General features: G+C 64.6%; 5 protein-coding genes. All 5 read right to left on the reverse strand.

Annotated elements, in window-relative coordinates; translation table 11 throughout:
- Positions 1-457: phosphate/phosphite/phosphonate ABC transporter substrate-binding protein (phnD, locus tag M3498_03355; protein ID MDQ3458333.1), on the reverse strand; the 457-nt coding region annotated here is incomplete at its 3' end.
- A gap of 12 nt (positions 458-469) precedes the next feature.
- The gene (locus tag M3498_03360; protein ID MDQ3458334.1) at positions 470-1,324 is read right to left on the reverse strand and encodes a phosphate/phosphite/phosphonate ABC transporter substrate-binding protein; all 855 of its coding nucleotides are present in this window, start codon (positions 1,322-1,324) and stop codon (positions 470-472) included.
- Positions 1,325-1,401: 77 nt separating this feature from the next.
- On the reverse strand, positions 1,402-1,710 hold the full coding sequence (locus tag M3498_03365) for an SDR family oxidoreductase (protein MDQ3458335.1): 309 nt from the start codon (positions 1,708-1,710) through the stop codon (positions 1,402-1,404).
- A complete protein-coding gene (thiD, locus tag M3498_03370) occupies positions 1,707-2,525 on the reverse strand; it encodes a bifunctional hydroxymethylpyrimidine kinase/phosphomethylpyrimidine kinase (GenBank protein ID MDQ3458336.1) in 819 nt (272 codons plus the stop codon). Before thiD ends, M3498_03365 begins: the two co-directional genes overlap by 4 nt.
- The coding region (locus M3498_03375) for a hypothetical protein (protein ID MDQ3458337.1) at positions 2,522-3,085 on the reverse strand (564 nt) is incomplete at its 5' end. The genes thiD and M3498_03375, both read right to left, overlap by 4 nt.

A 3,085-nucleotide genomic window follows, 5' to 3' on the forward strand; every position in this document is an offset into this window, starting at 1 on the left:
GGAGAAACGCATAGGGGAACTGGTAGCCCGAAGCGGATGCAGGGTCGACGAAGGCAATCGTTCGGCCCCGGAGGTCCTCGAAGCTCTCGATGTCGCTGTCATGGTGGACGTTGAACTGGGCGCGGTAGCTCGCCTCGCCGTGGCGCACGGACTCGAGAATGAAGCTGGCGTCATGACGTTCGACCGCCTGGACCAGGGCGGTGGGGCCGAAGAGGCCCATGTCGACGCGACCCGTGCCCATCGCCTCGACCAGACCGGTGTAGCTCGTGGCTACAAAAGCGTCTACCGGGACGCCCAGCCGCTCGCCCAGCATCTCCGCCAGGGGCTCGAGGGTGTCGACGAGGCGTTCGGCCTCCAAGGAGGGCATCATGCCCAGCACCAGGCGCTCAGGCTCCTGTGCAAACGCAGGCGTCAGCGACAGGCCCAGGACCAGCAAAACAAAGATCACTCTTTTCATGGTATTTCTCCTTTAGCGCGCGAAGACCCTCATCGTCTCGCGGATGACGTCGTAGGCTTCGCTGTCGATGGGGGCGAAGCCGGTGATCCTGAGAAATTCCTCGGTGAGCGCCCGCCCCGCTTCGGTCGCGGTGATCTCGATGAGCGCCTCGGCGATCTCCTGGGCCAGCTCGTCGGAGAGCCCAGCGCGCACGGCGACCCCGTCGTTGGGAATCGGCAGGGTGTGGCCGAGCACGCGCACCTCCTCCATCACGTCGGGGTAGTCGTTCAGCAGGACCTCGCGGGCGTCCTCGAACGACACGCCCACATCGACGTCGCGGTTGTAGACAGCTAAGACGGCGGCGTCGTGGGAGCCGACGAAGACCCCCTGCATGTCGGTATTGGCGTCGATGCCGTACTCACGGAGCAAGAAGACGTAAGGAAAATGATAGCCGGAGGTGGAGGCGGGATCAACAAAGGCGATCACTTTGTCCCTCAAGTCCTCAAACCCTACGATGTCGCTGCCCTGGTGGACATTGAACTGGGCGCGGTAGCTCGTTTCGCCGCGGCGCACGTTGGCCAAGATGACGCGCGCGCCGTGGCGGTCCATCGCCTGAACGAGCGCGGCGGGACCGAAAAAGCCGATGTCGACCCGGCCTGTGCCCATCGCTTCGACCAAACCCGTGTAGTTCGTCGTGACGAAGGCCTCGACGGGAAGGGCGAGGTGCTCGCTCAGCCTCTCGACGATGGGTCCCAAGTCGTCGATCATCCCATCGGCTTCGTGAAAGGGCACCACGCCCAAAACCAGCCTATCGGGACGTTCTTGGGCGAAGGTGGAGCTGAGGAGTAGGGCAAACATCAGCAGTGCGGTGGTAAATAGCCTGGTCATGAATCTCCTTACGGCATGGTGATTTGTGCGGTTGTTGCTTCCAAGTTCATGTATGGTAAATAGCCTGGTCATGAATCTCATGGCATGGTCAGGCCGCCGTCTACCGCCACATACTGCCCGGTAACCGCACCGAAGAGCTTTGAAACAAAGGGTACGGCCGCCTTGGCGGCGTCTTCCGGCGTGGTCACGCGGCGCAGCGGAGTGGACTGGCGGATGAGTTCGAAGACTTCGGGCGTGGTGGCGCTCGAGGCGTCGGTGGTCTCGAGCAGGCCGGGCGCTAAGGCGTTGACGCGCACCCCTCTGGGACCGAGTTCGGCGGCAAGCGTGCGGGTAAAGCCCTGGCTCGAGCCCGTCACCAAAACGGCCTGACCGTCAAGAAGCTTCACGGCTGCCTCCACTTCGGAAAGTGCTCGAGCGGCCCATGCCCCGCGCCCAAACCAGGCGCCTGCCGGATCGCCTCTTGCAGGTAGTGGCGGGCACGCTGAACGGCCAGCGGTAAAGCTTCACCCAGGGCCAACCGCGCGGCGACGGCCGCGGAGAGGGTGCAGCCGGTGCCGTGGGTGTGGCGGGTGTCGATGCGCTCGAAGAGGAACGCCTCGGTATGGCCCCCGTAGCTGAGAAGGTCCGTGACCTCAGCCCCCTCGAGGTGACCGCCTTTGAGGAGCAGGGGGTGTTCCGGGTGCCTTGTGGCGAGGTCGCGCAGGTCCTCCGGCGTCTTCAGCCGACCGGGCTCGAGCCCGTAGAGAAGCTCCGCCTCCCTGGTGTTGGGCGTGCTCAAGGCGGCAAGGGGCATGAGCTCGTCACGGAGCGCGGCGACGGCCTCGGGCTCGAGCAGCGCGTCGCCGCTCTTGGCGACCATGACCGGGTCGATGACGAGCGGCAAGGCTCTGCCTTGCCGACCATAGTCTTTGAGATGGTCTTTGAGAACGCCCGCGACGGCGCGGATGATCCTTTCGTTGCCGAGCGCGCCGGTCTTGACCGCTGCCACGGGCAGGTCCTCCAGGACGCTCTCGAGCTGAGCGACCACGAAGTCCGGCTCGAGCGCCTGCACCTGGCTGACGCCGCGGGTGTTCTGCACGGTGAGCAGGGTGACGACGCTGGCGCCGTAGACCCCGTGGGCGGCAAAGGTCTTCAGGTCGGCCTGGATGCCGGCGCCGCCGCTGGGGTCCGAGCCGGCGATGGTGAGGGCGACGGGCTTCACGTTCTCTGCCAGCTTTCGCCGTAGTAGCAGGCCTCGAAAAAGCGCGCTTCGTAGCGGGCGCCGAGCCGGAAAATCTCCCTGAGCTCGTCAAGCCGGTCGTCCTCTACCTCTCCTTGGCTGTCGAGCACCGATCTAAAGCGCTCGAGTTGCTCCCAGTAGGCTTCCGACGCATATTCGGCAATCCACTGAGCGTAGAGGGGATCGGCTGGAGGATCTTGGGCCAGTTCCCGACCGACCAGCCCGTAGCCCCAGTGGCAAGCCAACGCTGACGCCAGCGTCGCCGTGGCGTCTTTTTCAAACGCGGTGCGCACCAGAAAGTCGGTGTAGGCTTGGGTGGTGGGGTTTTTCTCGAGCCGGTCGAAGGTTTGCGGATCGAGCCCCGACGCTTGCGCCACCGTTTCGAGCGCCCTGAGTTCCTGCTCGAGGGTGCTGCCCAACAGGCCGGCAAACTGCCGCATTGCCTGAAGATCGCGGCTTTTCGCGGCGGCAAGCGCGAAGAGCCGGGCGTAGTCCCTGAGAAAAAGCCAGTCCTGCTCCAAAAAGCGCTGAAAGGCTTCGCG

Source organism: Deinococcota bacterium (assembly GCA_030858465.1).
In the GTDB taxonomy this organism is placed as follows: domain Bacteria; phylum Deinococcota; class Deinococci; order Deinococcales; family Trueperaceae; genus JALZLY01.